Origin of the sequence: Zavarzinia sp. CC-PAN008 (assembly GCF_051903925.1) — a bacterium.
Classification (GTDB): domain Bacteria; phylum Pseudomonadota; class Alphaproteobacteria; order Zavarziniales; family Zavarziniaceae.
Genome location: NZ_CP173678.1, coordinates 2,284,199 through 2,310,615, shown reverse-complemented (window position 1 = coordinate 2,310,615; position 26,417 = coordinate 2,284,199). Strand labels below are relative to the sequence as shown.

Annotated in this window: 23 protein-coding genes; 8 read left to right on the top strand and 15 right to left on the bottom strand. The window is 69.9% G+C overall.

Translation table 11 applies throughout. The features are described 5' to 3' along the window. Window positions 1–4 precede the first annotated feature (4 nt). A complete protein-coding gene (locus tag ACI6GS_RS10830; protein ID WP_439817810.1) occupies window positions 5–916 on the top strand; it encodes a thioesterase family protein in 912 nt (303 codons plus the stop codon). Window positions 917–1,073: 157 nt separating this feature from the next. Here ACI6GS_RS10830 and ACI6GS_RS10825 read toward each other — a convergent pair whose 3' ends face one another. After that, on the bottom strand, window positions 1,074–1,982 hold the full coding sequence (locus ACI6GS_RS10825) for an alpha/beta fold hydrolase (RefSeq protein ID WP_439817809.1): 909 nt from the start codon (window positions 1,980–1,982) through the stop codon (window positions 1,074–1,076). 232 nt (window positions 1,983–2,214) lie between these two features. Next, entirely contained in the window at window positions 2,215–3,774 is a 1,560-nt protein-coding gene (locus ACI6GS_RS10820; RefSeq protein ID WP_439817808.1) for a fatty acid--CoA ligase, read from the bottom strand. 273 nt (window positions 3,775–4,047) lie between these two features. On the opposite strand from ACI6GS_RS10820, the gene ACI6GS_RS10815 reads away from it, so the two are divergent. Together ACI6GS_RS10815 and queG are read left to right on the top strand one after the other, a co-directional pair. Further along, a complete protein-coding gene (locus ACI6GS_RS10815; protein ID WP_439817807.1) occupies window positions 4,048–4,716 on the top strand; it encodes a glutathione S-transferase family protein in 669 nt (222 codons plus the stop codon). A 15-nt stretch (window positions 4,717–4,731) separates the two neighbouring features. Continuing rightward, a complete protein-coding gene (gene queG / locus ACI6GS_RS10810) occupies window positions 4,732–5,913 on the top strand; it encodes a tRNA epoxyqueuosine(34) reductase QueG (protein WP_439817806.1) in 1,182 nt (393 codons plus the stop codon). Here queG and ACI6GS_RS10805 read toward each other — a convergent pair. Next, window positions 5,910–6,506, bottom strand: a complete 597-nt coding sequence (locus tag ACI6GS_RS10805) for a PepSY domain-containing protein (RefSeq protein ID WP_439817805.1) — start codon at window positions 6,504–6,506, stop codon at window positions 5,910–5,912. The genes queG and ACI6GS_RS10805 overlap by 4 nt on opposite strands. Window positions 6,507–6,622: 116 nt before the next feature. Next, window positions 6,623–7,522 (bottom strand): hypothetical protein, encoded by a 900-nt coding sequence (locus ACI6GS_RS10800; RefSeq protein WP_439817804.1) that lies wholly within the window; start codon window positions 7,520–7,522, stop codon window positions 6,623–6,625. Between the two features lie 308 nt (window positions 7,523–7,830). Here ACI6GS_RS10800 and ACI6GS_RS10795 point away from each other — a divergent pair, with 308 nt between their 5' ends. Beyond that, window positions 7,831–9,531 (top strand): hypothetical protein, encoded by a 1,701-nt coding sequence (locus ACI6GS_RS10795; protein ID WP_439817803.1) that lies wholly within the window; start codon window positions 7,831–7,833, stop codon window positions 9,529–9,531. A 4-nt stretch (window positions 9,532–9,535) separates the two neighbouring features. Here the strand turns inward: ACI6GS_RS10795 and gshB are convergent, their stop codons facing one another. From gshB to rsmI, 4 genes are all read right to left on the bottom strand, one after another. Further along, window positions 9,536–10,501 carry a glutathione synthase gene (gene gshB, locus ACI6GS_RS10790; RefSeq protein WP_439817802.1) on the bottom strand — a complete coding sequence of 322 codons (966 nt, stop codon included), beginning with the start codon at window positions 10,499–10,501 and terminating at the stop codon, window positions 9,536–9,538. 84 nt (window positions 10,502–10,585) lie between these two features. After that, entirely contained in the window at window positions 10,586–11,452 is an 867-nt protein-coding gene (locus ACI6GS_RS10785; protein WP_439817801.1) for a SirB1 family protein, read from the bottom strand. Between the two features lie 39 nt (window positions 11,453–11,491). Continuing rightward, window positions 11,492–11,851, bottom strand: a complete 360-nt coding sequence (locus ACI6GS_RS10780) for a YraN family protein (RefSeq protein WP_439817800.1) — start codon at window positions 11,849–11,851, stop codon at window positions 11,492–11,494. Next, on the bottom strand, window positions 11,848–12,708 hold the full coding sequence (gene rsmI, locus ACI6GS_RS10775; RefSeq protein WP_439817799.1) for a 16S rRNA (cytidine(1402)-2'-O)-methyltransferase: 861 nt from the start codon (window positions 12,706–12,708) through the stop codon (window positions 11,848–11,850). Before rsmI ends, ACI6GS_RS10780 begins: the two co-directional genes overlap by 4 nt. Window positions 12,709–12,938: 230 nt before the next feature. Between rsmI and ACI6GS_RS10770 the strand changes: the two genes are divergently transcribed. Both ACI6GS_RS10770 and ACI6GS_RS10765 read left to right on the top strand, forming a co-directional pair. Next, the gene (locus tag ACI6GS_RS10770) at window positions 12,939–14,039 is read left to right on the top strand and encodes a penicillin-binding protein activator (RefSeq protein WP_439817798.1); all 1,101 of its coding nucleotides are present in this window, start codon (window positions 12,939–12,941) and stop codon (window positions 14,037–14,039) included. A gap of 303 nt (window positions 14,040–14,342) precedes the next feature. Then, the gene (locus ACI6GS_RS10765; RefSeq protein WP_439817954.1) at window positions 14,343–15,734 is read left to right on the top strand and encodes a DHA2 family efflux MFS transporter permease subunit; all 1,392 of its coding nucleotides are present in this window, start codon (window positions 14,343–14,345) and stop codon (window positions 15,732–15,734) included. Window positions 15,735–15,737: 3 nt separating this feature from the next. On the opposite strand, the gene atzF is transcribed toward ACI6GS_RS10765, so the two are convergent. The 5 genes from atzF to ACI6GS_RS10740 all read right to left on the bottom strand — a co-directional run bounded on the left by atzF (window position 15,738) and on the right by ACI6GS_RS10740 (window position 21,578). Next, entirely contained in the window at window positions 15,738–17,537 is a 1,800-nt protein-coding gene (gene atzF / locus ACI6GS_RS10760; RefSeq protein WP_439817797.1) for an allophanate hydrolase, read from the bottom strand. Window positions 17,538–17,553: 16 nt separating this feature from the next. Further along, entirely contained in the window at window positions 17,554–18,951 is a 1,398-nt protein-coding gene (locus tag ACI6GS_RS10755; protein ID WP_439817796.1) for an AtzE family amidohydrolase, read from the bottom strand. Then, window positions 18,948–19,172 carry a DUF4089 domain-containing protein gene (locus ACI6GS_RS10750; protein ID WP_439817795.1) on the bottom strand — a complete coding sequence of 75 codons (225 nt, stop codon included), beginning with the start codon at window positions 19,170–19,172 and terminating at the stop codon, window positions 18,948–18,950. Before ACI6GS_RS10750 ends, ACI6GS_RS10755 begins: the two co-directional genes overlap by 4 nt. Beyond that, window positions 19,169–20,773: a hypothetical protein gene (locus ACI6GS_RS10745; protein WP_439817794.1), complete on the bottom strand. Its 1,605-nt coding sequence runs from the start codon at window positions 20,771–20,773 to the stop codon at window positions 19,169–19,171. Before ACI6GS_RS10745 ends, ACI6GS_RS10750 begins: the two co-directional genes overlap by 4 nt. A 73-nt stretch (window positions 20,774–20,846) precedes the next feature. Next, window positions 20,847–21,578: a cysteine hydrolase family protein gene (locus ACI6GS_RS10740; protein ID WP_439817793.1), complete on the bottom strand. Its 732-nt coding sequence runs from the start codon at window positions 21,576–21,578 to the stop codon at window positions 20,847–20,849. A 188-nt stretch (window positions 21,579–21,766) separates the two neighbouring features. On the opposite strand from ACI6GS_RS10740, the gene hpxZ reads away from it, so the two are divergent. Both hpxZ and ACI6GS_RS10730 read left to right on the top strand, forming a co-directional pair. Continuing rightward, window positions 21,767–22,156 carry an oxalurate catabolism protein HpxZ gene (gene hpxZ, locus ACI6GS_RS10735; protein WP_439817792.1) on the top strand — a complete coding sequence of 130 codons (390 nt, stop codon included), beginning with the start codon at window positions 21,767–21,769 and terminating at the stop codon, window positions 22,154–22,156. Window positions 22,157–22,239: 83 nt separating this feature from the next. Next, entirely contained in the window at window positions 22,240–23,181 is a 942-nt protein-coding gene (locus ACI6GS_RS10730) for a hypothetical protein (protein ID WP_439817791.1), read from the top strand. Between the two features lie 7 nt (window positions 23,182–23,188). Here the strand turns inward: ACI6GS_RS10730 and ACI6GS_RS10725 are convergent, their stop codons facing one another. Next, complete coding sequence (locus ACI6GS_RS10725) at window positions 23,189–24,880, bottom strand: acyl-CoA dehydrogenase family protein (RefSeq protein ID WP_439817790.1); 1,692 nt, start codon at window positions 24,878–24,880, stop codon at window positions 23,189–23,191. Window positions 24,881–25,104: 224 nt separating this feature from the next. Further along, a complete protein-coding gene (gene ccrA, locus ACI6GS_RS10720; protein WP_439817789.1) occupies window positions 25,105–26,391 on the bottom strand; it encodes a crotonyl-CoA carboxylase/reductase in 1,287 nt (428 codons plus the stop codon). Window positions 26,392–26,417: the final 26 nt, after the last annotated feature.

Genomic DNA, 26,417 nt, shown 5'->3' with positions numbered 1-26,417 from the left:
CAGGATGGCCTTTGAGACGATCGAAACCGGACGGGGAGGCGTCCAGGCGTGGGAGTGCGACGAGAACGCCCACCTCAACGTGCAGTTCTATACAGCGCGGATCAGCGAGGCGACGGCTGCCTTGGCCCATGAGATCGGGGTGGGACACCCCGCGATCGACCGCCGGCGGGGACTGGTCGCCCTGGCGCATCATGGGCGCTACCTGAAGGAACTGCGTGTCGGCGACATCACCTGGACGCGCAGCCGTGTGGTCGAGATGCGCGAACGCGGCCTCGTCAGCCATCATGAGATCGTCCGCGGGGACGAGGTGGTGGCCAGCTTTGTGGCGCTGGACGGCCATTGGGACTACGAGGGCGGCGCCTTCGTCGCCTGGAACGAGGCGGAACGCGAGCGCGCCGCCGCCCTGACGAGCACGCTGCCCGCCGCTGCCGCGCCGCGCAGCGTGACGCTGGAGGGGACGCTTGCCACGCTGAGGCTGGAGCGTGCCGTGGCGCTGGGCCTGGCGCCGATCCACCGGGGCTGGGTCCAGCCTTGGCACTGCCTGGCCGACGGCACGATGGCGCCGCAGCATGTCGTCTCCCGAATCTCGGACGGGGTGCCCCACCTGTGGGACTCGCTGGGCCTGGGCCGGGCCCAGATGCTGGACCAGGGGCGCGGCAGCATCGTCCTCGAATCGCGCTTCAGCTATGTGCGGCCGGTTCGCGCGGGCGACCTGCTCGCCGGGCGCAGCGCACTGGTCGAGGTGATGGGCAAGACGCTGCGCTTCAACCACTTCCTGTTCGACGCGCGCCACGGCGACGTGATCGGCGCGGGCGAGGCGGTCGTCGCCATCCTGGACCTGGCAGCCCGCCGCATCGCCGGCTTCACCGAAGCCGAACAGGCCATGCTGGCGCCGCATGTGAAGGTGCTGGGTTAGCGGTTCGGTCGCTCCGAAGAACCACCTCATCCTGAGGTGCGAGCGCAGCGAACCTCGAAGGATGGGCAGCCGCAGCACCGGCGGCCCATCCCTTCGAGACGGCCCTGCGGGCCTCCTCAGGATGAGGTGGTTTATGCCTTCGGTTCGAAACGCGCGCCTACTCCGCCGCCTTCGCGGTCCGGGACTTGGCGACCGCGGCGTCGACTGCGTCGGCAAAGACGCCGACCAGCTTCAGCGGGAAGTCATGCGCCATGCCGGGGATGATGCGCAGCTCGGCGCCGGCGATGTTGGCGGCCGTGTCCTTGCCGCCCTCGACCGGGACCAGGGGATCGTCACCGCCATGCAGGACGACGGTCGGCGCGGTGATGCGGGCCAGCTTGGGCCGGCGGTCGCCATTGGCCCAAATCGCCGCCATCTGGCGCACCACGCCACCCGCCTGGTACGAGCGCCTGGCGTCAGACAGGATCTTCTCGCGCACCAGCGCCTCGTCATCGAAGAATCCAGGGCTGCGGATCGCGCGCCAGGACAACAGCCCGCGCTCCACGATCGCATCCCAGTCGCCATCGGGCGCGCGGGGCGCCAGCAGGGCGCCCATCGCCTCGGGCTTGGCCGGCGGCAAAGCCGGGTTGCCGGTCGTCGACATGATCGAGGTCAGCGACAGGACGCGGTCGGGGAACTCGGCTGCCACCAGCTGGGCGATCATGCCGCCCATGGAGGCGCCGACGATGTGCGCCTTGTCGATGCCCAGCGCGGTGAGCAGGCCGACCGCGTCGGCGGCCATGTCCTCCAGCTGGTAGGGAGCCTCGACCTTGCTGCCGGACTGCAGCGCGCCCATCATCTTCCCCATGTCGGGGACGCCCATGCCATCCAGCTTCTCGCTGAGGCCGATGTCGCGATTGTCGAAGCGGATCACGCGATAGCCGCGGGCCACCAGTTCGTGGCACAGCTCGACCGGCCACATCGTCATCTGGCCGGAGAAGCCCATGATCAGCAGCACCGGGGGCGCCGTCTCGGCCCCGAAGCTCTCGTACTCGATCGTGATGCCGTTCGCCTTGACCTGGGGCATGCGTCCCTCCTCCGCGGTGCTCTTGTTTCGCGCTCGCGAGACTAGAGGCTCATAACCGCGCGCGGAAGAGCGTTGGCGGGGAAGTTGCGCCTCCCCTGAGTGTCAACCTCATCCTGAGGTGCCCCGCAGGGGCCTCGAAGGATGGGCAGCCGTAGCGCCGGTTGCCCATCCTTCGAGGCTACGCTTCGCTCCGCACCTCAGGATGAGGGTGGAAAGAAGGGCAAAGACGCGCTCAGTTCACGCGGCGGGTCTTGCCGGCCCAGTACGGCTCGCGCAGGTCCTTGCGCAGGATCTTGCCCGACGCATTGCGGGGCAGGATCTCGATCACGTCGACCGACTTGGGGCTCTTGAAGGCGGCGATGCGGGCGCGGGCCCAGCCGATGATGTCGTCCGGGTCGATCGTCTGCCCCGGCTTCGCGACCACGATCGCCTTGACCGCCTCGCCCCACTTCTCGTCCGGCACGCCGATCACCGCGACCTCGGCCACGGCCGGGTGGCCGTAGATGGCGCTCTCGACCTCGGCCGGATAGACGTTCTCGCCGCCGGAGATGATCATGTCCTTGACCCGGTCATGGACATAGACATAGCCGTCCGCGTCCATGTAGCCGGCATCGCCGGTGCGCAGCCAGCCGTCCGCGTCGATCGTCTTGGCCGTCGCCTCCTCCAGCTTCCAGTAGCCGACCATGTTGTTCTTCGAGCGGGTGGCGATCTCGCCCACCTCGCCCGCGGGCAGGCGATTGCCGTGTTCGTCCAGGATCGCGATCTCGACGCCCGGCAGCGGCTTGCCGGCGGAGCGCATGCGCGGCGTGCCGGCCGGGCTGTGGTCCTCCGGCGGCAGGCCCACGATGGAGCCCGTCGTCTCGGTCATGCCATAGACCTGGACGAAGCCGCACTTGAAGACCTCGATCCCCTCGCGCAGCAGTTCCAGCGGAATGGGCGAGGCGCCATAAAGCATGTACTTCAGGCGCGAATAGTCGACCTGGCGCGAGCGCGGGTCGCGCAGCACGATCTGCATGGCGGCCGGCACCATGAACATCTTGCTGACCTTGTCGTGCTCGATGAAGTCGAGGACGGCCAGCGGATTGAACTCGCGCGCGACGACGCCCTTGGCTCCGTTGAAGATGCTGGCCAGGCCCCAGCCGCTGCCGCCGATATGGCTGACCGGCATGGCGATCAGGCTGATGTCATCTTCCGCCCACGTCTCCCAGGGCAGCATCTCGCCCTCGCGGTTGCGGCTGGAGGTCAGGTTGGCATGGCTCAGCATCGCGCCCTTGGGCCGGCCGGTCGTGCCGGAAGTATAGAGCTGGATCGCCACGTCCTTCGGCTCGACGACCACGCCGGGGTCGGTCGCGGGCTGGGCATCGCGCCAGACCTCATAGGCCGGCCAGTCGGGCACGCCGCCTTCCATCGCGATGTACGTCTTGACCCGGGGCATGTCGCCCGCGACCGCGCGCATGGCGGCCGTGAACTCCGGCCCGACGAAGACGATCGGTGCCTCGGCATTGTCGATGATGTAGGCGGCCTCCGGCGGCGCCAGGCGCCAGCCGACCGGCACCATGACCACGCCCGCCTTGGTGGCGCCCAGCCAGGTCTCGAAATAATGGTCGCTGTTCTTGCCGAAATAGGCGATGCGGTCGCCCTTCTTCAGGCCGGCCGCGATCAGCGCGTTGGCCACCTGGTTGGTATGGCGATCCAGCTCGGCAAAGGTGGTCAGGCGCCCTTCGAACTGCAATGCCACCTTGTCGGGCCGGGTCTCGCCGTGAAAGCGGACCGTGTCGCCCAGCGTGCTCATGCGCGCGTGATCCAGCACCCTTTGCCTTCCTTCCCCTGGGGTCCCCGCATCGCGGACCCGTCGTTCAAACTCCATGCCTGGCCCGTGCAGGACGGCCGAGCCGGCACATTCCGGGCGAACTTGTAGCGCATTCCAGTTTGGCCTGTCGCGGGACGTTCGCAGATTCCGATGGCTTTCCGCGCCGGGAGAACGTGCTAGTTCTTGGGCCAGCGGGGGCGACCCAGGCCGCCACCTGCACCCGAGCATTCCCAGGGTTGGCTGTCGTTGGTGCGCATGAGGGTTCTGTTCCACATTCCGCTTTCCCCCTTCTCGCGCAAGGTCCGGGTCGTCCTGGCCGAAAAGGGGCTGGACTTCGACCTTCAGGTCGAGAAGGTCTGGGAACGGCGTGAGGAGTTCCTGGCCCTGAACCCCGCCGGCCAGGTGCCCGTGCTGGTCGACGAGAATGGCGAGGTGCTGGCCGACAGCGCCGCGATCGTCGAGTATCTGGACGAGGTCTATCCCAACCGGCCGCTGCTGGGGTTCGACGCCGCCCAGCGGGCCGAGACGCGCCGCCTTGTCGCCTGGTTCGACCTCAAGTTCCACGCCGAGGTGACGCAGAACCTGGTATGGGAGAAGGTGACCAAGCGCTTCATGGGCCTGGGGACGCCGTCGTCCGGCGCGATCCGCGCGGGCCTGCACAATATCGCCTATCACCTGGACTATATCGGCTTCCTGACGGAGCGGCGGAAATGGCTGGCAGGCGATGCCTTCAGCCTGGCCGACATCGCCGCGGCGACGCAATTGTCCTGCGTCGACTATGTCGGTGACGTCCGCTGGGACGGGCACGAGGCGGCCAAAGACTGGTATGCCCGCGTCAAGTCGCGGCCCAGCTTCCGTCCCCTGCTGGCCGACAGCGTCAGCGGCGTCAGCCCCCCGCGCCACTATGCGGACCTGGATTTCTGACGCCGCGGCGCGGCCATGAGGGTCGCGCGCCCGCCGACGACACGGCAGGTGATCGACCAGGCCCTGGCCCATGGCTTCGACGCGGCCGGCATCACGACCCCCGATGCGATCGCCGAGGTTCCGGCCCGGCTGGAGGCGTTCCTGGCCGCAGGGCGCCACGGCACCATGGCCTGGCTCGCCGACCGCGCGGAACAGCGTGGGCGTCCGGCCGCACTGTGGCCCGGCGTGCGCTCCGTCGTCGTCGTCGGCCAGAACTACGGGCCGCCCCAGGATCCCCGGGCGGTCCTGGCCCATCGGACGCGCGGCGCGATTTCGGTCTATGCCCAGGGGCGCGACTATCACGACCTGGTGAAGGGCAGGCTGAAGCGCTTCGCCGGCTGGCTGGGCAAGGCGACGGGCGCGGAGTTGAAGGTCTTCGTCGACACGGCGCCGGTTGCGGAAAAGCCGCTGGCCCAGGCGGCGGGCCTGGGCTGGCAGGGTCGCCATACCAACGTGGTCTCGCGCGGCTTCGGCTCGTGGCTGTTCCTGGGGGTCCTCTACAGCGCTGCCGCCCTGGAGCCGACCGGGGCCGAGGCGGATCATTGCGGATCGTGCCGCGCCTGCCTGGCGGCATGCCCCACGGATGCATTTCCCGCACCCTATGAACTGGATGCGCGGCGCTGCCTGTCCTACCTCACCATCGAGCATTCCGGACCGATCCCGGCCGAGTTCCGGGCGTCAATGGGAAACCGGATCTATGGCTGCGACGATTGCCTCGCTGCCTGTCCCTGGAACAAGTGGGCGCAACTTTCACATGAATTGCAGCTGCGTCCCCGGATCGAGCTGCAATGGCCCGAGCTGGCCGACCTGGCCCAGCTGGACGACGCCGGTTTCCGACAGGTCTTTGCGCAAAACGCAATAAAGCGGATCGGCCGCGTACGCTTCGTGCGCAACGTGGCCTTGGCCATCGGCAATTCGGGTGCGCCGCATCTGGCGGCCACCCTGCTGCCGCTTCTCGACGACCCGGCGCCCGTGGTGCGGGGCGCCGCCGTCTGGGCACTCGCGCGACTGGCGCCCGCGGCTTTCGCCGTGGAGCGCCAGGCGCGAACCCCGCGCGAGGCGGACGCCACCGTCCTTCACGAATGGTCGCATCCACCCCAGCCCGCCGCCGGTGCCACCGTGCGGGCGGCACCGGAAGCGGAAGGCTTGGGGACTTAGTCCTCCTTCACGCGGCCGTCATTGCCGTTGACGAGGATGTCCTTGCTGGTGCCGTCCGCTGCCGCCACCGTCACGGTGTAGAGCAGGCCGTCATCCATCTTGCTGGCCTCGGCGTCGATCGCCTTGCCACCGGCATGGGTCTCGGCCGCCTTGATCGCGTCGGTCAGGCCGACCTTGGCCTCGCGGATGTCGCCCGGCGTCATCGACGTGAAGTACACCTCGATGATCTGGTCAGCCGCGTCCAGGATGTTCCCGTTGGTGCCGTCGATCGTGTACTCGATCAGCTTGTTCTCGGTCAGCAGCTTCACGTCATAGCGGGGGCCGTCGCTGGTCGCGTCGAACTCCGCCTCGACCGTGCGGCCGGGCTCCTTGGCTTCCGCCGCGGCGATCGCCTGGCTCAGCGAGACCGGAGCCGTCTGGATCGCGACTGCGTCATCGTTGCTGGTGGTCACGGCCGTCGTCGCCGGGGCGGGCGTCACAACGGCGCCCGGGGCGGGGGCCACGGCCGGCGCCGTCGTCGTGCTCTCGGCCAGCGCGATGCCCGAGGCGGAGGCGAGCAGGGCCGCGGCCATGATCGAGGTCTTGAACTTCATTTTCTGTCTCCTTGTGCCCTCAGAACCGATGCGGTCACTAAGGGAGGGAGTGCAGAAAGGTTCCGACGAAAGTTTGCGGAATTCGGCCTGTCGCCGGACGCACCCCAGCCGCCCGATCAGGCGGCCGCGGCGCTGAACCGGCGGCGGTGCGCCGCAACCGAAAGTTCAACCTCCTCCGCCGGCAGGCCCAGATGATCGGCGGATTCGTGCAGCATCCGCATCTCCCACGCCAGGACCGGCCCGCTGGCGAGTGTGTTGGCGACGACGGTGTCGAGGACGAAGCGCGCGGCGGCCTGGCGCAGTTCCGCCGCCTGGTTGGCACTGATGCCAAGCCCGCCGCGCAGGTATTCCAGTTCCTGCCGCTCGCCGGGCTTCAGTTCCTCGTCCGTGAAGGCCAGCGCCCAGGCCAGCATCAGCATCGTGCGCCGGGTCCCGGCGTCACTGACGACCGCCAGGTCGTTGAGGCTGGGCCGGCCCAGGCCGGCCAGGCGGCGGGCGGTCCCATCGTCCACCGCCGCGATCTCCTCCAGGAAGGCCATCTCCTGGGCGTCTGCCTTGCCATCGGCCTGGGCGATGTCGGCCAGGATGCGCACCAGCAGTTCCTGCTCGGCATCGCTGTGCACCGGATGGGCATGCAACTGCCGGATCATCGGGCCCGCGTCCTCGTGGATGCGGGCGGCGGACCAGCGCTGTGCCACCGGATCCCAGGAGAAGAAGGCATGAACCTTCCGGAACGCGCGGACGACGGCGTCGCGCTCGGCCACGTCGCCCGGACCCTGGTCCTCCAGCCCGGCGCCCGGCTGGTCGCTGCGGTCGGGTCGCCGCGTGCCGAAGCGGATGGCCTGGGCCACGGCCCCGCGGGCAGCACCCACGCCCCGCGCCCCCTCGCCGTCCAAGTCGACGCTGGCGATCACATGGGCGCCCGTCTCGGGGCACAGGAAGGTCAGGTGCAGCGCACCGTCGCGCCGCTCCGACCGGCTGACCAGCTTGCGGATCGCCTCGTAGCTCATGGCCATCGTTGAGCCCTCCACGTCGAGTTGCAGCGTTTGCGGCGGCCCCCGCCACGGCAGGCGTCCCGCCCTTCGGATTCCGCCCGCACCGGCAGTAGCCTTAACGAATTGTATCATGATGGGCGTTCATCGTCAGGCAACAGGATGGGCTGGAGCCGCCGGACGGTCACACAGGCAGGACCCGCGACACGGGTACTCGACGCCGGGCAGCTTGCGTGATTCGATCAGTGTCGACGCGACCTGGAAGAGTCGGACCGGCATTGACCGCAGGCCGGATTGGATCGCTGGGTCGAAGGGAAAGGGATCCCACGGGGATGGGCACGGGCGGGGACCAGGATCACTACGAGATCCATGTGCTCAAGGGGCCAAGCTGGGCGTTCTTCGCGACCGCCCCGGACCGGGAGGAGGCCGTCGATGCCGCCCTGCCGATGGTCGGCCGCGATGGCGTGCTGGCGGTCAAGGTCGTGCGCGAAAGCTTCGACCCCGTCAGCTCCAGCTTCAAGAGCCGCACCGTCCTGCTGGAAGGACGGCAGGACGCGATCAGCAAGGCCAAGCCCCTGCCCAACCGCGAGGACTCGCGCTTCTGCTTCAAGGTCGACGACTTCTACTCGCTCTATGGCCGGCAACAGATCGCGATCCTGCTGCGCCAGGAACTGGACCGCTGGGTGATCACCCCGACGGAACTGCTGCACGTGCCCGACCATGTCGACCGGCTGCAGGCGACCGGCACCGTCCTGCAGCACGTCGTGCAGAAGACGGCGATCATGCAGGTCCAGCAGACCAAGCGGCCAGTGACCGAGCGCGCCAAGGAGCTCTACGACCTGATCGGCCAGGCCGAGCGCCGCCTGTTCACCGACAAGAAGCACAAGCGCCTGCCCATCCTGGAAAAGGGTGGCACCGCTGCCCTTCTCGAGACGATCGACGCGGAGCAGAACCGCCTCTACCTGCTGAACTGCGCCGTCTGCGGCTACCTCGCGCCGCTCAAGACCTGGCGCAGCAAGCTGGAGGCGATGATGGCGCTGCTCGACGAGCCGGGCGTGACCGCCGGCCCGCGGCGCTTCCTGCTCCAGGTCATCGACGTCATCACGGGCGAACTGCTCTCAAGCTCCGTCGCGCTGACCGAGCTGGTCGGCGCCTCCCCCGATCTGGCGACCCAGCTGGGTGCCGTGGCCGACCTCTACCTGGGCCGCTTCGCCGCGGCCGATGCCCTGCCCGCCGTGCGCATGCTGAACCAGCTGGTCGGCGAAGGGCAGATGATCTCGGCCCGCACCGCCCTTGCCCGCCGCGTCCTGGGCGAGATCGCGACGACGCGGCCGCTGACCAAGGGCAACCTGGCGGCCGAGATCGCGGCGCTCGGCACCCTCTATCGCCGCTTCGACCATGTCGAGGGCACGCTGGTCCAGCTGGACGAGATCCGCGAGGCCTTTCGCGGCCGCTCGGAACGCCAGCTGGGCAGCGGCGTGGTCAGCGACTACCTGGCGGCCACCCCGTCGTCGCTCGACCGGGCCGAGAAGCTGCTGGCGCTGGAGGCGAACGTCATCGGCCTGGGCAACAAGCGCCGCCTGGCGGGCTTCGTCGGCCCGCTGCTGACCGGGCCAGACGCGCAGGGCGAAGTGGTCGTGCACGAGGGCCACCCGATGGACATGCTGCGCCGCCTGGTGGCGATGCAGCAGGTCGTCCTGGCCAGCCAGCTCGACGACCAGGACAAGGACAAGCTGTCGGGTCGCCTGGACCAGTTGAACCTGCTGCTGTTCGAGCGCTCCGGCATCCTGCCCCGGGCCGAGCGCAGCGCCGGCGGACCGATCGACCGGGCGATCACCATCCTGCGCCTGTGCACCGCCGGCATCCTGACACAGGGACAGTCGCGCGAACGGGCGCAGCGCCGGGCCCTGGCCCTGATCACCCGCGAAGGGCTGATCGCGTTCATGACCGGCGCGGACGAGGCCGAGCGCACCGCCCGCCGCGCGATCCTGCGCAACCTGCTGCAGGACGCGGGCCTGGAGAACGTGTTCTGAGCCGCTAGACCGCGCGCTGCGGAGCGGTCTCGCTGCGGCGGGTCTCGATCGCGTCCCAGATCAGGGCAGCGGCGTTGGTACCGTCGAAGCGCTCCAGTTCCTGGATGCCGGTGGGCGAGGTCACGTTGATTTCGGTCAGGTAGTCGCCAATCACGTCGATGCCGACGAAAACCAGGCCGCGGGCGCGCAGCGCAGGCCCGATCGCCTCGCAGATCTCCTGCTCGCGCGTGGTCAGCTTCGTGGCCGTCGCCTTGCCCCCGACATGCAGGTTGGAGCGCGCCTCGCCCTCCTTGGGCACGCGGTTGACGCCGCCTACTGCCTTGCCCTCGACCAGGATGATGCGCTTGTCCCCGGCGCGGACCTCCGGCAGGTAGCGCTGAACGATGATCGGCTCGCGATAGAGCTTGGTGAACAGTTCCAGGAGAGAGGCAAGGTTGTCGTCGCCCGGCTTCAGGTGGAACACGCCAGCGCCGCCATTGCCGAACAGCGGCTTGATGATGATGTCCTTGTGCTCGTCGCGGAAGGCCTGGATCTCGCGCAGGTCCGAGGTGATCAGCGTGGGCGGCATCAACTCGGGAAAATGCGTGACGAACAGCTTCTCCGGCGCGTTGCGGACATGCACGGGATCGTTCACCACCAGCGTCTGCGGATGGACATGCTCCAGCAGGTGGGTGGAAGTGATGTAGCCCATGTCGAAGGGCGGATCCTGGCGCAGCAGGACGACGTCGACCGCCGCCAGGTCCAGGTCCGTCTCGGCCCCGAAGCTGAAATGGTCGCCCTTGACCCGGCGCACGTTGAGCGGGCGGGCCCGGGCGATCAGGCGCCCGCGGCGCAGGCTGAGCTCCCGCGGCAGGTAGTGGAACAGGGCATGGCCCCGTGCTTCCGCCTCCAGCGCCAGGCGGAACGTGGAATCGGCCAGGATGTCCACCGATTCGATGGGATCCATCTGGATCGCGACGGCAAGGCTCATGGGCGTGCTTCAACTTCCGCTGGAACGACGGCGGCGATCTTGGGCGGCGGGCGCCGCAACTTCAACAGTGCGGACACCCACCCGTCAGTTCAGGCGGCGCCGGATCTGCTGCTGCAGCATGGCCGCCTGCTGGCGCAGCCGGGAGTCGGGCTCCAGCGCAAGGCAGCGGTCCAGGGCGCTGCCCGCCGCCTGCAGCTGCCCGGCATGGGCCTCGACCGCGCCCAGTTCCAGCCACAGCGCGGGCTCGGCCGGGGCAAGGCGCAGCATGGCCCTCAGGCAATGCGCCGCGCGGGCGACATCGTCCGCCTTCAGCGCGCGCAGCTTGATGTTGTTCTGCAGGCGCAGCAGCACGTCGCGATCGGCGACTTCCCGGGTGAAGCCCGGATCCAGTTCGGCGCGGTCGCCGCCCATGTCCTTGACCAGGCGCCGCAGGTCGCGCACGTCCAGGACCCGGCCACGGGCAAACGGGTCCAGGATGGCCCGCCCGCCATGCGCCTCCAGCCGGACCAGGAAATGGCTGGGGAAAGCCAGGCCCACCATGTCCCAGCCCTGCGCCCGTGCGACATGGGCATAGAGGATGCCCAGCGCCACGGGCAGGCCCTTCCGCCGGTCGATGACCCGCATCAGGTTGGCGTTCTGCAGGTCCTCGTACGATTCGGCGTCACCGGCATAGCCGTGCAGGTCCGCCATGACCGAGGCGATCGCCTCGGCACAGGCGCCGACATCGCTGGCGCCGGCGGCGCGGCTGGCGACATCGGCCACCAGGTCGGCCAGGTGCGCGCGGTAGCGCGCCAGGGGCGCCTCGGGACCGTCCAGCGCCGCGAGCATCAGGGCACCCTCGGCCAGGTCCATGCGGTCACCCGGGGCAGCGCCCATGGCGTCCAGCGCCCGCTCCACCGCTTCGCGGCTCAGCGGGTCCGCCGCGGATCGCGGGGTGTCGTGGGGGTCCATGCTCGCATCCTCGGCCGCCGGTCGGACGCGCGCGCTGCCTCAGGCCCGCCACGCATCGGCGACATGATGGGGCCACGCCCAGGGTGTCACAACCACCACGTCGAAGCGGACGTCCAGCCCGCTCCAGCGCGGGTCCCGCCCCAGGGCGGCGGCCGCACGCTCCAGCCGCTGCCGCTTGCGCGGGTCGACCGCCTCAAGCCCCGCGGTCCGGTCGGGGCGCAGCTTGACCTCGACCACGGCCAGGACGCGGCCGCGGCGGGCCAGGATGTCGACCTCCACGCCGCCGGCCTTGAGGTTGCGGGCCAGGATGCGCCAGCCCCGCAGGCGCAGCGTCCAGGCCGCCGCTGCCTCGGCCCAGCGCCCGTTGCGGGCATGGCGGCGGCGCTGCTCGACGCTCACGCGTCGCCGTCCGCGTCGCCCTTCAGCGCCAGCGCCCGCTGGTAGACCTGGCGCCGGGGCAGGCCCGTCGCCTCCGCCACCATGCGCGCGGCCTCCGCCACCCCCATGCGCGCCAGGGCATCGGCCAGGGCGATATCCAGGCCAGCGGCATCGACCGCAGGCGCGTCCGATTCGTCGGGCCCGATCACCACGACCACTTCGCCGCGCGGCGGCCCCTCGGCGCGATAGTACGCCAGCAGGTCCGACAGGGCGCCGCGGCGCACCTCCTCGAACGTCTTGGTCAGTTCGCGCGTCACCGCGGCCTGGCGATCGCCCAGCACCGCCAGCGCGTCCTCCAGCAGGCGCTCGACGCGGTTCGCCGCCTCGAACAGGACCAGGCTGGCACGCACAGGCGCCAGTTCCGCCAATGCCGTGCGGCAGGCGGCCGAGCGGTTCGGCAGGAAGCCCGCGAACAGGAAGCGATCGGTGGGCAGGGCGGCCAGGGCCAGCGCCGCCATCACCGACGACGCGCCGGGCAGGGTGGTGACGGCATGGCCTGCCGCCACCACCTCCCGCACCAGGCGATAGCCGGGATCGCTGATCAGCGGCGTGCCCGCGTCGGACACCAGGGCCACCACCTGGCCCTGGGCCAGCCGCTCGAGCAGGCGGGGCCGCATCGCCGCGGCATTGTGCTCGTGATAGGGCAGCGTCGGCACCTGGATGCCGTGGATCGCCAGCAGCCGGGCCGTCACCCGGGTATCCTCGCAGGCGATGACGTCCGCCGCGGCCAGCAGGTCCAGCGCGCGCATGGTGATGTCGCGCGCGTTGCCGATCGGCGTCGCCACCACGTACAGCCCGGGCGTCGCGTCGCGTCGCACCGCCCGATCCCCCTCCCCCGGTTTACTTCCGGCCACGCTGCTCCTAGGTTTGGGGAAGTTTCCGCTGCTCCGGGGCGCGCGTCCTGACCCGTCCTGCCTTGCTCCGTCCGCTTTTCGCGACATTCACCCTGGTCCTGGCCCTGGGTCTGACCGGGACGCTCACTGCGTCCTGTGCTCCCCGGCAGCAGAGACTAGCCTCTCCCACCCGTGCCGCGCCACCGCCGCCGCCGGTGCCCGCCTATGTGCCGCCGCCCGTCGTGGCGCCGCCCCCGGTGGTCGAGGCTCCCAAGCCGATCGAGATCCCGGCGACCCAGGTCGGCCTGCTGCTGCCCCTGTCGGGCGACAATGCCAAGGTGGGGCAGGCCCTCCTGAACGCAGCCCAGCTGGCGCTGTTCGACGTCCAGAACGACAAGCTGACCCTGGTGCCAGAGGATACGGGCACCACGAACGAGGGGGCCGCCCGCGCCGCCCGGGCGCTGACCGCGCGCAAGGTCGACATCATCGTTGGTCCCCTGGGCGCCGACCAGGTGATCAACGCGGCGATCGTGGCGCGGGCCGTGCGCACGCCGCTGCTTGGCTTCTCGACCGACCGGCGCGTCGCCGGCAACGGCGTCTACCTGCTGGGTTTCCCGCCGGAGGAGCAGGCGACCCGGATCATCAGCTATGCCGGGGCCCAGGGTCTGCGCCGCTTTGCCGCCCTGATCCCCTCGGGCGACTATGGCGACGCGGTGCTGGGCGCGTTCCGCAACGCGGTCGCCACCAGTGGCGGCCAGGTCGCCATGATCGAGCGGTTCAATGCCAGCGGCGGCCAGCCGCTGGAGGCGATGCAGCGCCTGGCCGATGCCTCCACCAGCTTCGATGCGCTGTTCGTGCCGACCAGCGCGGCGCAGATGCGCATGATCCTGCCGCTGTTCGTGCTGACCAATTTCGATCCCAGCCAGACCCGCCTGCTGGGCACCGGCCTGTGGGACGACCCGGCCCTGGCTGGCGAGCGGCAGATGCAGGGCGCCTGGTTCGCCGGCCCCCCGCCCAATGCCTGGAACGACTTCGCCAGCCGCTATCGCCGGACTTTCGGCGATACGCCGCCGCGCGTCGTCAGCTCCGCCTATGATGCCGTGGCCCTGGCCTCGGCCCTGGGGGCACAGCCGCGCGCCGACCGCTTCACGGCCCCGCAGGTGACGCAACCCTCGGGCTTTGCCGGGGTGGATGGCGTCTTCCGCTTCGGCAGCGATGGCATGCCGGAGCGCGGCCTGGCGGTGATGGAGGTCAATTCCTATGGCCCCAACGTGCTGGACCAGGCGCCGGGCAATTTCGGCGGCATCGGGTTCTAGACCCGCCAGCTCAAAATTCCCGTCCTCATCCTGAGGTGCCCCGAAGGGGCCTCGAAGGATGGGCCGCCTGCGCTTGCCGCCCATCCTTCGAGACGGCGCGTCGCGCCTCCTCAGGATGAGGTCGGATGGATGGAGAAGTCGTGCAGGCCTGGACGAACGGCGGCCGGGGGCGCATGACTGGGGCGCGTTCCAATGACGGATCCGTGACAGCAGCCCGGACGTTTCATTCACCGCATGCCGCCCTCTCCGCCCAGTCCAGCAGTCCCCCCGAGAGGCCGCACCCGCGCGCCGATCCTGGTGCCGATGATCGTCGGGTCAGCACTGTTCATGCAGTTGCTGGATTCGACGGTGATCGCAACGGCCCTGCCATCCATCGCGCAGTCGATCGGGGCAGACGCCATCCGCCTCAACCTGGCGATCACCTCCTACCTGCTGAGCGTCGCGGTGTTCATCCCGATCAGCGGTTGGGCGGCCGACCGCTGGGGCGCGCGCACCGTCTTCACCTGCGCCATCGCGATCTTCACTGGCGCGTCCGTGCTATGCGGCCTGTCCAATTCGCTGGCCGAGCTTGTGATGGCGCGCATCCTGCAGGGCCTGGGCGGCGCCATGATGGTGCCCGTCGGGCGCCTGGTCGTCCTGCGCTCGGTGCCCAAGGCCAATCTGGTCCAGGCGATGACCTGGCTGACCATCCCCGCGGTGCTGGGGCCCGTGCTGGGACCGCCGATCGGTGGCTTCATCGTCACCTATGGCTCTTGGCGCTGGATCTTCTTCATGAACGTGCCGTTCGGCATCCTGGGCATCGTCCTGGCGCTGCGCTTCATCGCCAACCTGAAGGAGCCGGGCCGGCCGCCGCTGGACGTGCTGGGATTCTTTCTGTCGGGCATTGCCCTCGCGGCGCTGGTCTTCGGGTTCGAGGCGGTGGGCCGCGCCGTCCTGCCGCCCGCAGCTGTCGCCGCGCTCCTGGTCGGTGGGCTGGCCGCCGCCCTGCTCTATGCCAGGCACGCGCGCAGGACCGCCCATCCGATCGTCGACCTCAGCCTGTTCCGCGTGCGGACCTTCGCGATCTCAACACTTGGCGGAAACCTGTCGCGGATCGGGCTGGGCGCGCTGCCCTTCCTGCTGGCCATGCTGTTCCAGCTGGCCTTCGGCCTCAGCGCGTTCGAGGCGGGCATGCTGACCTTCGTCAGCGCTGTCGGCGCCCTGGGGCTGAAGTTCGCAGCCCCCCCGATCATGCGCCGCTTCGGTTTCCGCCGGGTGCTGATCGCCAATACCTGGGCGTCGGCCGCCATCCTGGCGGGTTATGCCCTGTTCCAGCCGACCACGCCGCACGTCGTGATCCTGGTGGCACTGTTCGTCGGCGGCTTCTCCCGCTCGCTGCAGATGACGGCGGTGAATACGCTGACCTATGCCGATATCGGGCAGGAGCGGATGAGCGGCGCCTCAAGCCTGGCCAGCATGGCGCAGCAATTGGGGATCAGCATCGGCGTCGGCGTCGCCGCCCTGGTGCTGCACCTGATGATCGGCGACCGGTCGGGCCAGGCGCTGACCACGGCGGACGTGGCGCCTGCTTTCATCGTGATCGCAGTCCTGACCCTGTGCTCGCTGCCCTTCTTCCATGCCTTGCCGGCCGGCGCCGGGGAAGAGGTCAGCGGCCACAGGGAGAAGCCGGACCTGGCGCCGAAACCGGCCGAGTAGCCCCTATCGGCTGGCCAGCCAGGCGCGCCAGCCACCCAGGGCCGTGATTTCTTCCGCCCCTTGCACCGCCTCCGCCTCGACCAGGAAGCCCTTGGGACGGGTGCCATCGGCCAGGCGCAGGGTGCCGATGCCCAGCGGCGCCGGGATGCCGGCGACGAACGCGCCGAAGCCGGCCGGCGGCAGGGACCAGACCTCCCCCGCAATCGCCGCACCCGTGCCGTCGGGCACGCGCAGCATGCCGGGGCGGGCCGGCGTGCCGCCCAGCGCATAGAAACGATAGTCCGGCGTGGTCGTACAGGTCCGCAGCAGGCGTCCGCCCCGCGTCGTCAGCTCGTGGTTCAGGGCCAGGCCGCTGAGGTGGGCGCCGACCACGACGATCTCGATCTCGCCCGCCGGTGCCGGTGTCCGCCACTCGCCCGCCTCCGCCGGCAGCGCCGTCCCCGTGGCGCCCAGGGCGACGCCTGCGGCGGCATGGAAGCGGGCGGCGAAGTCCGCCAGCGTCGCATCGTGGCCGGCAGGGCCGACAAGCGTGATCCCGGCCGGCAGGCCATCGCTGCGGAACGGCCCGGGCACGGCCAACGCCGACAGGTCGAGCAGGTTCACGAAGTTGGTATAGGTGCCCAGCCTGGCATTCGGTCCCAGCGGGTCCGCCGCAAGGTCGGCGACCGTGGGAAAGGTCGGGGCGCTGGGCACGACCAGGGCGTCCAGCCCCGCCATCGCGGCCATGCCCTGGCGGCGCAGCTCCGCCAGGCGATAGCGGCCATCGAAGGCATCGGCCGCGGAGAAGGCGCGCGCGCCCTCGACGATGCCGCGCGTGACCGGCAGCATGATCTGGGGCCGCTGCTCCACCACCTGGCGCAGGGCGGCATAGCGTTCCGCCACCCACGGTCCCTGGTACAGCAGCGCCGCAATCTCGAAGAACGGTGTCATGTCGACGGGCACCAGTTCCGCCCCCAGGGCGGCGGCGATGCCAAGATGCACGTCGAAGGCCGCCTCTGCCGCGGTGTCGCCAAAGAAGCGACGGCTGCCCTGGTCCGGCACGCCCAGGCGCGGCCGCGCAGGCATGGGCGGCCCGCCGGGCAGGGTGCGGGAGGCCGGATCCGCGGCATCCGGCCCGGCGATGACCTGGAACGCCGCCCACGCATCCGGCACGGTCTGGGCGAAGACCGACACGACATCCAGCGTGGCGCAGGCCGGTACCACGCCCCGCGTCGGCACCAGGCCGATGGTCGGCTTCAGCCCGACAATGTTGTTGAAGGCCGCCGGCACGCGGCCCGATCCCGCCGTGTCGGTCCCGAGCGCCAGGCTGACCAGGCCCTGGGCCACGGCCACGGCCGAACCGGAACTGGAACCGCCGGGCACATGGGCCGCACTCAACGCGTTGCGGGGTGCGGCACCTGGCGTACGCACGCCAACCAGGCCGGTCGCGAACTGGTCCAGGTTGGTCTTGCCGACCAGCAGGCCGCCCGCCGCCAGCAGGCGCGCCACGGCAGGGGAATGCTCGGACGGCACATAGGCGAAGTCCGGACAGGCACAGGTCGTGGGCAGGCCCGCGACGTCGATATTGTCCTTCACGGCAAAGGGCACGCCCCACAGCGGCTGGGCCACCGGGTCGAACGGGCCCAGCGCGGCTGCGGCTGCCAGCACATCCTCGACCGACATCAGGTGCAGGAAGATGCCGGGATCGGCCAGGACCCTGAGCCGTTCGAAAATGCCGCGCACCACGGCCTGGGGGGAAAGCCCGTCGCGATAGGCGGCATGCAGCCGCGAAAGGTCGAGCGGGGGAAGAACGGCCGTCGTCATGCTGGAACCTGGATACTCAGAGTGGGGGAACGGGTGCCTGGGCCACGCCCGTGGCTTCAAGGGCGGCGGCCACGCGCAGGACCAGATCCTCGCGCCAGGGGGCGGCAATCACCTGGATGCCGACCGGCAGGCGGCTGCCGGCGACGGGGATCGGCACCGCCGCGATGGGCAGGCCAATGCAGGACAGGGGTTGGGTGAAGACGCCCATCATCGCCCGGACCATCACCTCGGCCCCGCGCAGGCTGAAGGTCTTCTGCCCCACTTTCGGGGCGACCATGGGTGTCGCCGGGGCCAGGATCACGTCGACATCGCGGAACAGCTCGAGCACTTGGCGGTGGACGTGGTGGCGGACGCGCTGCGCCCGCGCCAGCCAGGCGGCAGGCAGCGTGGCACCGGCCAGGAAGCGGTCGCGCGTGTCGGGGTCGAAGTCGTCGGCCCGGGTGCGCAACCGGTTCAGGTGGAACGCCGCCGTCTCCGCGTTCGTGATCAGGAAGGCGGCGGCGCGGGCCTGCTCGGCGCCCGGAATCTCCACCGTGCGCGTGATGCCCAGGGCGGCAGCGGCCTGCGCCATCGCGGCATCCGCCTCCGCCATGCCGTCGGTCGCGAACCAGCCGCCGGCGACCGCCAGGCGCAACCCCTCTGCCCCACGGCCCAGCAGACCGGCGGTCGGCTGGAGCGGGGTTGCGACGCAGGCATCGTCGCCCTCTGGCGGGCCCTGAAGTGCGTCATAGGCCAGCGCGAGGTCGACGGTGCTGCGCCCGAACGGGCCCAGATGGTCCAGGCTGTCGCAGAACGGATAGGTGCGTGTCCGCGTCAGGCGGCCATAGGTCGGCTTCAGCCCGAAGATCCCGCAGAAGGCCGAGGGCACGCGGATCGAGCCATTGGTGTCCGAGCCCAGCGACAGCGGCGCCATGCCGCCACCCGTGGCGGCGCCACAGCCGGAGGACGAGCCACCGGCCATGTGCGCCGGGTCATGCGGATTGCGGCAGGCCCCGTCATGCGCGTTCTCGCCCGTGAAGTCATAGGCGAACTCGCCCATGTTGAGGCCGCCCAGCAGGACGGCACCCGCCGACTCCAGCCGCTCGATCAGGACGGCGTCGCGCGTGGCGGCGGGGCGTTCACGGTTGATCTTCGAACCCGCGCGCGTCGGCAGGCCGGCAATGTCGTACAGGTTCTTGACCGCGAAGGGCACGCCGGCCAGGGGGCCGACATCCTCCCCCCGCGCCAGCCTGTCATCGACCGTGCGGGCGGTGGCCCGGGCGCGGTCGGCAACGACGTCGGTATAGGCGTTGAGCGCGGGATTGACCGCGTCGATCCGAGCCAGGAACGCCTCCGTCACCTGCGCCGCGGTGACTGTCCCGTCGCGGATATGGGCCGCCAGGGCATGGGCCGGGCTGAACGGATCGATGCTCACGTGCCCTCCCCCTGGGGGTCGAGGCTCAGCGGCACATCGCCGGGCACGAAGCGGGGCGCCAGCGTCGCGTCGTCGTCCGGGATCGCATACCCGTCGACGATGCGCCACATGGCATTGGCGGTTTCCAGGAAGCGGAGGACGCCGGGACGCTGGACCTCGGTGACGACAAGGTCCAGCGCGGGTGCAACGGCGTCCAGGTGACGTGCGGGATCGAAGCTCATTCGGCCGGCTGCGGTTTCATCGAAGGCTCATGGTGATGGTCGACTTCCGGCGGCCTGGGCGACAGGGTGGCCAGGCGCCCGCTGGCGAACAGGAAGCCTGCCACCATGACATAGGCCAGGGCCAGGACGGGCGAATGGCCAAAGCCGATCGACTCGCCATGCATGAAGCCGAAGAAGGTCAGGACCGCCCCGGCCAGGGCAAAGGCAGCGGCCCGCGTCATGTCGCGCTCGATGATGAAGACCGCGATGGCGCCCAGGATCAGCCCGCCCAGGATCGAGCCGCCGCCCAGCACCTCAAGCCCGTGGTAGAGCACGCCGGTCGCGGCCAGCTTGTCCAGGCCCACCTGGGCGGCACTGGTGCCCGCCGCCCCCAGCGCATTGTCGATCTGCAGCTTGCCCCACGCCGCCAGGTGCGGGACCAGGGCCAGGACGATGGCCGGCGCGTGACTGCGCGGCGTTTCCTGGAATGCCTGTGCGCCAATCAGCATGCCGATATAGAGCAGGATGGGCGAGATCGCGACCACCGGCACCAGCGCCAGCAGCAGGGGCAGGATGCCGAACCAGGCCAGGACCAGGACCATGACACCCGTCGCCGCCGAATAGCCGATGCGTCCGCCCATCGACTTCCAGCCCGGGTGGCCGATATAGACCGCGTTGATGAACGGATTGCCCATCAGGCAGCCGACCAGGCTGATCGCGCCATCCGCCGTCAGGACCTGCGTCGTGGGGAAGCTGTCGCCGGCGACGGCGGCACTCTCCACATTGTCCATCGCCTCGACCAGGTCATAGATGCCGAACGGGATCGCGGTCACCAGGATCACCCCGATGAACTGGAAGCCGTGGAAGACATGGTCGACGGCCGGGATCGGCAGCGCGAAGCCGAAGCTGGCGACCGAGGCGCCCACGCCCTCCACCGTCAGGCCGCCGAAATTGAAGCCGAGCAGGGTCGAGGCCCAGGCGATCGCCATGCCGACGACGATCGCGACCAGGCCCGCCGGGACCCCGCGCGGATAGCGCAGGCCACCGAACCAGGCGGCCAGGATCACGCCGAAGCAGATCACGCCGATCACCGGCGTCATGAACATTTCCAGCGCCGGCCGCATGGAGATGAAGGCGATCGACACGCCGGCCAGCGTGCCCAGCAGGGCGGCGCGCGGCGTGATGCGCCGGATCACGGGGGCGATGAAGCCGCCGATCATTAGGATGAAGCTCTGCACGAAAACCCAGGTCAGCCCGGCCTCCCAGGCCATCACCGGGTCCTTGGTCGTATTCAGGATCGGCAGCATGATCACGAACACGACGATGAACATGTGCGGCACGCTGATGCCGGACGGCAGGGCGCAGACATCGGTCCGCCCCGTCTGCCTGGCCAGGCGATAGGCCAGCCAGGCGTAGTAGCCGGTGCTCAGCGCCATCATCAGGCCGGCGGCGGGCAGGATCCGCCCGAACACCAGGTCATCCGGCATCTGCAGCACGAAGCGCAGCAGGCCGGTCAGGACCAGCATGTTGGTCAGAATGTTGGTGCCGAAGCCAAAGAACGCATTCCAGTCGCCCGGTGCCCACAGGACCGGTGTGCCACGCCTTGACTGTGCAGTCGTCATGTCCCTAGCCCCCGCCAGGACGCGTGCCGCGTCGTGTTCGATGCCGTCGTGCCGAACGCCACTCCCCTGCCTGCTACGCCACCTGGGTCCGCAGTGCCGCCGCGCCGCCGGCTGCCAGCGCAGCCAGCACCGATGCGGAGTCGGTGACCCAACCGAAAATGCCGCCCCGCTCGCCGCCTTGCGCCGCGACCATGCGCAGGGCGACCTGGTGGAACTCGGGGAAATAGCTGGCGCAGGCATCGCCCACGACCACGGCGCGATAGCCGCGGTCGTTCGCCTCGCGCACCGTGGTGTGGACGCAGACCTCGGTCGTGACGCCGCACACCAGCAGCGTGTCGATGCCGCGATTGCGCAGGATCAGGTCCAGGTCGGTCTGGTAGAAGGCCCCCTTGCCCGGCTTGTCGATCACGGGCTCCCCCGCGATCGGGGCCAGGGCGTCGATGATGGCGTGGCCCGGCTCGCCGCGGACCAGGATGCGACCCATGGGACCGGGGTCGCCAATGCGCGCGCCCGGCGGGCCGCGGTCGATCTTGGCCGGCGGCGCATCGGCCAGGTCGGGGCGGTGCCCCTCGCGCGTGTGGAGGACGAGCAGGCCATGGGCGCGGAACGCCTCCAGCACCGCAGCGCAGGGCGCGATCGCCGGCGCCAGCAGGCCGACATCATTGCCCAGGCTCTCGCCAAAGCCCCCGGGCTCCAGGAAGTCGCGCTGCATGTCGATGATCAGGAGGGCGGTACGTCCCAGCGTCAGTGTCACCGGACCCGGTTGGGCACCGATCCGCGCCACGGTTTCAGCAAGCCGCGCCACACCGCCCTCCATCCCGACCGGGGTCCCCCCACCGGCCGTCCATGCCGGACGAAGCAGGAAGCGTGCCACGGCCTTTGCGAGAGCGCGCGCAGGCTCCGCGGTGCTGCCGCGCACGCGACTGCCGACGATTGCGCCAGCCCTGTGCCGCACTGCACAATTCGTGGGCGACACAACAGGGAGCCAGGCCCGTGACCCCAAGCGAAAGCGCCATCGACGATCCAGCCGTGAAGGCGGAGGTGGAGGCCGCCTTCGCCCGCTATGAGGCGGCGCTGGTCGGCAACGACACGGCGACGCTGAACGCGCTGTTCTGGACCGACGACCGCGTCCTGCGGTTCGGCCCGGCCGAAAACCTCTACGGCCACGCGGCGATCGCCGCCTATCGAGCTGGGCGCGACCAGTCCGACCTGGCGCGCAGCCTGGAGAACACGCGCATCACGACCTTTGGCCGGGATTTTGCCGTGGCGAACACCGAGTATGTGCGGACGAAATCAGGCCGCCGCGGCCGCCAGAGCCAGACCTGGGCCCGGCTGGATGGCCGCTGGGTGATCGTCGCCGCCCATGTCAGCCTGCTGGACTGAGGCAGCCGCGCCCGGCCTCGCCCCATTGGCGCCACATTGACCTGCGAACCCGCTCGACCGTTGCGTTGCGAGAGAGAGGTTCGATGTCCGCGTCCGCGCCAGCCTATTCACCCGAGGATGCGGCCCGCGACTTGCGCCCCGTGCTCGACCGGGCGCCGCCGGGGGCCGTCAGCGGCCGCTGGACCGCCACCACGATGCAGGCCGCCCATTCGACCCGCACGGGCGGCTACCGCGACCGCGACGGTGGCGTGGTGCGCCAGGACCGGCCGGAGCAACTGGACGCGCTGGAACCCGTGGTCGACCGGCTAGAGGCGGCATCGCCCACCCGCATCAACCACGTCACCGTCAGCTGGACGCGCGCCCGTTTTCCCTGGCAGCGCAACCGGATCGTGGTCGAGACGCGATTCGACCCCGCTATCGTGCCGCGGGGGCCGGACCATCCCGCCTATGGCCAGGCGGCGAGGGCTCGCCATGCCTTCTGGTCGGCCCTTGGGGACGTGGCGCGGGACTATGCGGCCGAGCGGGAAGCCGCAAACGCCCACAACCAGACGAAATGGTTCGGCCCGCATCGCCGCATCCTCAAGGTCGCCTGCCCCGATCGGACGATCCTGGCGACGGACGGCCTGTCGACGCCCTGGGCCGGCATTGTGGAGCCGGAAAACGGCGTGGAGTGCGAGGTCGTGCTGGAGTTTTCCGGCCACGACCTTGGACCGGCGCAGGTCGCCCTGTGGGCGGACATGCTGATCGGCGTCGGCGACCTGGTGGCGGACGGCTACCGCGTCGCGCGCGACGTGAAGGCGCACGGCGCCCTGGTCTTCTGCGGCCTGCCCCAGGACTGCGCGCCCTGGCGCCACATGCTGCTCAGCCCGTATGGCGCCAGCATCGACGGCCTGCCCTTCGGCACCGTTCCGCTGCTGCGCGCGACGCCGGTCACTGCCGCCGAACTGGCGGACCGCGACCCGGACGAGCCCTGGGGCGCCACTGCCGCGCGCGAAGCCCTGCGCCGGCGTGGCATCGCGGCCTGAGCCGCCCTCAGTTGGCGCCTTCCAGGAGGCGCCTGGCGATCACGTTGGCCTGGATCTCGGCCGCGCCCTCGAAGACGTTGAGGATGCGGGCGTCGCAGAGGACGCGGCTGATCGGGTATTCCTCGGCATAGCCGTTGCCGCCATGGATCTGCACGGCATTGTCGGCACAGGCCCAGGCGACGCGGGCGCCCAGCAGCTTGGCCATGCCGGCTTCCAGGTCGCAGCGCCGGCCGGCGTCCTTCTCCCGGGCCGAGAACCAGGTCAGCTGGCGGGCGATCATGATCTCCACCACCATCCAGGCGACTTTGCCGTGGACGCGGGGGAAGGCAAAGATCGGCTTGCCGAACTGCTGCCGCTCCAGCGCATAGCGCAGGCCGATCTCCAGCGCCGCCTGGGCCACGCCCACCGCGCGGGCCGCCGTCTGGATGCGCGCCGATTCGAACGTCGTCATCAGCTGCTTGAAGCCGCGGCCCGGCTCCGCCCCCAGCAGGTTCTCGGCCTTGACCGGGAAACCGTCGAAGCCGACGGTGTATTCCTTCATGCCGCGATAGCCCAGGACCTTGATCTCGCCGCCGTAGATGCCCTCGTCGGGGAACGGCTCGGCATCGTCACCCGGCTGCTTCTCGGCCAGGAACATCGACAGGCCCTTGTAGCCCGGCTCGCTTGCATCGGTGCGGGCCAGCAGGGTCATGACATGGGCGCGCGCGGCATGGGTGATCCAGGTCTTGTTGCCCGTCACCTTCCAGCTGTCCCCGTCCTTGACCGCGCGCGTGCGTAGGCTGCCCAGGTCGGAGCCGGTATTGGGCTCGGTGAAGACGGCGGTGGGCAGCACCTCGGCCGATGCGATGCGCGGCAGCCAGGACTGCTTCTGCTCTTCCGTCCCGCCGTTCAGGATCAGCTCGGCCGCGATCTCGGACCGGGTGCCCAGCGAGCCGACGCCGATATAGCCGCGGGACAGCTCTTCGGACACGACGCACATCGACGTCTTGCCCAGGCCCAGGCCGCCATATTCCTCGGGGATCGTCAGGCCGAACACGCCCAGGTCGCCCATCTCGCGGACGATCTCCATCGGGATGAACTCGTCCTTCAGGTGCCATTCATGGGCATGCGGGATCACCCGCTCGTCGGCGAAGCGGCGGAACTGGTCCCGGACCAGGGACAGCGTCTCGTCCAGGCCGGTCTCGCCGAAGCTGCCGCCGGCCAGGGCGCCCTCGACCAGGTGCGCGATGCCTGAGCGGACATGGGCCGTGTTGCCCTTGGCGACCAGGGTCGCGACGGCCGGGGTGTAAAAGGCATGCAGCGCGCTGTCGGACACGCCCAGGTCGGTGGGGCGCACGACCTCGACCTGGCTCATGGCGATGCCGCCCGCCATCTGCGCCAGGTATTCGCCGAACCCCGCCTGGACGATCAGGGCCTCCAGCTCGCCCAGCCTGCCCTCGTCGTCCAGGCGCCGGGCCCAGCCCAGCAGCTGACGCAGCGCCTCGACATAAGTGGCGTACCAGGCATAGCCGTGGGCGGCAAACTGCTCGCCCTCCAGCAGCTTCTGGTCCAACCGGCCATTGCGGAAGATCAGTCCTTCCACCCCCTGCCGCGCTGCGGCCAGCAGCCCTTCGGCCGCGTCGATCGACTGGGCGGCGAGCGCCAGCAGGTCGGGCAGGACAGCGCTCGAATCGGCGGGACGGGCGGTGACTGCGGACATTCAGGTATCCTCGGAAAGGGTGCGCCCGCCCCGGATCGGTTGGGGCGTCGCGTCAACATCCTTCGAGACGGCCTACGGCCTCCTCAGGATGACGACCTTGGGAGAGAGGGCCCCATATCCCAACGGCGTCATGCTGAGGAGCGGCCTGCAGGGACGCGTCTCGAAGCATCTGCATCTACGTGCGGGGAAGGCCCCTGGAGCACCCGGGGCCTGCTCCCTGCCGATCAACCCTGATAGGCTTCGATCACGTCCTCGACCGTGCGCAGGCCGGGCTGCGAGGCGGTGACGAGCACGGCCATGTTCCCTGGCTTGTGCTGGTTCTTCCACATCTTGGTGTGGGCGCGCGGGATGTCGTCCCAGGCGAAGACTTCCGACATGCAAGGGTCGAGCCGCCGCTCGACCACCAGCTGGTTGGCCTGGCTGGCCTGCAGCAGGTTGGCGAAGTGGCTGCCCTGCACGCGCTTCTGCCGCATCCAGACATAGCGCGCGTCGAAGGTGATGTTGTAGCCGGTGGTGCCGGCGCAGAACACGACCATGCCGCCACGCTTCACGACCAGGCACGACACGGGGAAGGTCGCCTCGCCCGGATGTTCGAAGACGAAGTCGACGTCGTTGCCCTTGCCCGTGATGTCCCAGATCGCCTTGCCGAACTTGCGGGCTTCCTTGGTCCAGGCATCGAACTCGGGCGTGCCGACAATCGGCATCTGGCCCCAGCACTTGAAGTCGTTGCGGTTGATGACGCCCTTGGCGCCCAGCGACAGCACGAAGTCCTTCTTCGTGGGATCGGAAATCACGCCGATCGCATTGGCGCCGGCGACCGAGATCAGCTGCACGGCCATGGAGCCCAGGCCGCCCGAAGCACCCCACACCAGCACGTTCTGGCCAGGGCGCAGGATGTGCGGGCGATGGCCGAACAGCATGCGATACGCGGTGGCCAGCGTCAGCGTGTAGCAGGCCGCCTCCTCCCAGGTCAGGTGCTTGGGCCGGATCATCAGCTGCCGGTCCTGGACGCGGCAGAACTGCGCGAACGACCCATCCGGCGTCTCGTAGCCCCAGATGCGCTGGGAGGTCGAGAACATCGGGTCGCCGCCGTTACACTCCTCGTCGTCGCCGTCGTCCTGGTTGCAGTGGATGACGACCTCGTCCCCCACCTTCCAGCGCGTGACCTTGGAGCCGACGGCATAGATCACGCCCGACGCATCGGAGCCCGCGATGTGGAACGGCTGCTTGTGGCCATCGAACGGGGAAACCGGCGTGCCCAGGCCCGCCCAGACACCGTTGTAGTTGACGCCCGCCGCCATCACGAGGACGAGGACGTCGTGGCTGTCCAGCTCCCAGGTCGGCACCACTTCGACCTGCATCGCATCCTCTGGCGGGCCGTGCCGCTCGCGCCGGATGCACCAGGCGTACATGTTCTTGGGCACATGGCCGAGCGGCGGCACCTCACCGATTTCGTACAGGTCCTTGAGGACGGGCTGTTCGCTCGTGATCTCGGCTTGCGCGATGCTCATCGGGGATCTCCACTCCGCATGGCCAG

Excerpts from the sequence above, each read along its gene's own strand:
- ACI6GS_RS10785 (WP_439817801.1), bottom strand. The coding sequence starts at position 11,452 with ATGGACCCCCACGACACCCCGCGATCCGCGGCGGACCCGCTGAGCCGC.
- ACI6GS_RS10795 (WP_439817803.1), top strand. The coding sequence starts at position 7,831 with ATGGGCACGGGCGGGGACCAGGATCACTACGAGATCCATGTGCTCAAG.
- ACI6GS_RS10825 (WP_439817809.1), bottom strand. The coding sequence starts at position 1,982 with ATGCCCCAGGTCAAGGCGAACGGCATCACGATCGAGTACGAGAGCTTC.
- atzF (WP_439817797.1), bottom strand. The coding sequence starts at position 17,537 with ATGACGACGGCCGTTCTTCCCCCGCTCGACCTTTCGCGGCTGCATGCC.
- ACI6GS_RS10830 (WP_439817810.1), top strand. The coding sequence starts at position 5 with ATGGCCTTTGAGACGATCGAAACCGGACGGGGAGGCGTCCAGGCGTGG.
- ACI6GS_RS10820 (WP_439817808.1), bottom strand. The coding sequence starts at position 3,774 with ATGAGCACGCTGGGCGACACGGTCCGCTTTCACGGCGAGACCCGGCCC.
- ACI6GS_RS10750 (WP_439817795.1), bottom strand. The coding sequence starts at position 19,172 with ATGAGCTTCGATCCCGCACGTCACCTGGACGCCGTTGCACCCGCGCTG.
- ACI6GS_RS10730 (WP_439817791.1), top strand. The coding sequence starts at position 22,240 with ATGTCCGCGTCCGCGCCAGCCTATTCACCCGAGGATGCGGCCCGCGAC.
- ACI6GS_RS10745 (WP_439817794.1), bottom strand. The coding sequence starts at position 20,773 with ATGACGACTGCACAGTCAAGGCGTGGCACACCGGTCCTGTGGGCACCG.
- ACI6GS_RS10765 (WP_439817954.1), top strand. The coding sequence starts at position 14,343 with ATGATCGTCGGGTCAGCACTGTTCATGCAGTTGCTGGATTCGACGGTG.
- gshB (WP_439817802.1), bottom strand. The coding sequence starts at position 10,501 with ATGAGCCTTGCCGTCGCGATCCAGATGGATCCCATCGAATCGGTGGAC.
- queG (WP_439817806.1), top strand. The coding sequence starts at position 4,732 with ATGAGGGTCGCGCGCCCGCCGACGACACGGCAGGTGATCGACCAGGCC.
- ACI6GS_RS10815 (WP_439817807.1), top strand. The coding sequence starts at position 4,048 with ATGAGGGTTCTGTTCCACATTCCGCTTTCCCCCTTCTCGCGCAAGGTC.
- ACI6GS_RS10805 (WP_439817805.1), bottom strand. The coding sequence starts at position 6,506 with ATGAAGTTCAAGACCTCGATCATGGCCGCGGCCCTGCTCGCCTCCGCC.
- ccrA (WP_439817789.1), bottom strand. The coding sequence starts at position 26,391 with ATGAGCATCGCGCAAGCCGAGATCACGAGCGAACAGCCCGTCCTCAAG.
- ACI6GS_RS10725 (WP_439817790.1), bottom strand. The coding sequence starts at position 24,880 with ATGTCCGCAGTCACCGCCCGTCCCGCCGATTCGAGCGCTGTCCTGCCC.
- ACI6GS_RS10800 (WP_439817804.1), bottom strand. The coding sequence starts at position 7,522 with ATGGCCATGAGCTACGAGGCGATCCGCAAGCTGGTCAGCCGGTCGGAG.